The sequence below is a fragment of the Caldovatus aquaticus genome (assembly GCF_019458025.1).
GTDB lineage: Bacteria > Pseudomonadota > Alphaproteobacteria > Acetobacterales > Acetobacteraceae > Caldovatus > Caldovatus aquaticus.
This window is the reverse complement of the sequence record NZ_JAHZUY010000134.1, coordinates 1-855: the sequence shown is the minus strand read 5'-3', so window position 1 is coordinate 855 and position 855 is coordinate 1. Positions and strand designations below refer to the sequence as shown.

General features: G+C 71.0%; 1 pseudogene. It reads left to right on the top strand.

What is annotated here, in order from left to right:
- Positions 1–72 precede the first annotated feature (72 nt).
- Positions 73–855: pseudogene (locus tag K1J50_RS18805) on the top strand (IS5 family transposase); the annotation flags it as partial.

Genomic DNA, 855 nt, shown 5'->3' with positions numbered 1-855 from the left:
TAGGCTCGGGACCCATTAATCGCTTGGAGCGACGCGAGGGTGTATGATTCTGAGCATGGCGGAGGTTCCGCCATGCCCGGCCCAAAGCCGCCTTTCCTCCTCTCGCCCGCGCAGATGCGCCGCCTGTCGCCGCACTTCCCGCTTTCCCGTGGCATCCCGCGCGTGGACGGCCGCCGCGTGCCGAGCGGCATCATCGACGTCCTTCGCCACGGCCTGCGCTGGCGCGACGCGCCCGCGGCCTACGGACCCCACAAGACTCCTACAACCGCTTCGTCCGCTGGAGCCGGATGGGCGTGTGCGACCGTATCTTCGCGGCACTCGCCGCCGAGGGCGGGGCGCCTGAGCGCATCATGATCGACAGCACCCACCTCAAGGCGCACCGCACCGCGGCCAGCCTGCTCAAAAAGGGGCTTTTCCCCGCCTGCTCGGCCGAACCAAGGGCGGGCTGAACTCCAAGCTTCACGCCGTCTGCGACGGCCACGGACGCCCCGTCGCGCTGCTGCTCGCCGCAGGACAGGCCAGCGGCCACCGAGGGGCTGCCATCCTGCTCGCGCGCCTGCCGCCAGCCCGCGAGCCGATCGCCGACCGCGGCTACGACGGCGCCCGCTTCCGCGCCGCCTTGCAAAACCGCGGCATCACGCCCTGCATCCCTTCGACGCGCTCGCGCAAGCGGCCCATCCCGCACGACCCCGCGCTCTACCGCCAGCGCCACCGTATCGAGATCATGTTCGGCCGGCCGAAAGACTGGCACCGCATCGCCAGGCGTCACGACCGCTGCGCGCACACCTTCTTCGCAGCCATCACGCCGGCCGCCACCGTCACCTTCTGGCTCGGGCATCGAGCCCCGAGCCTAGG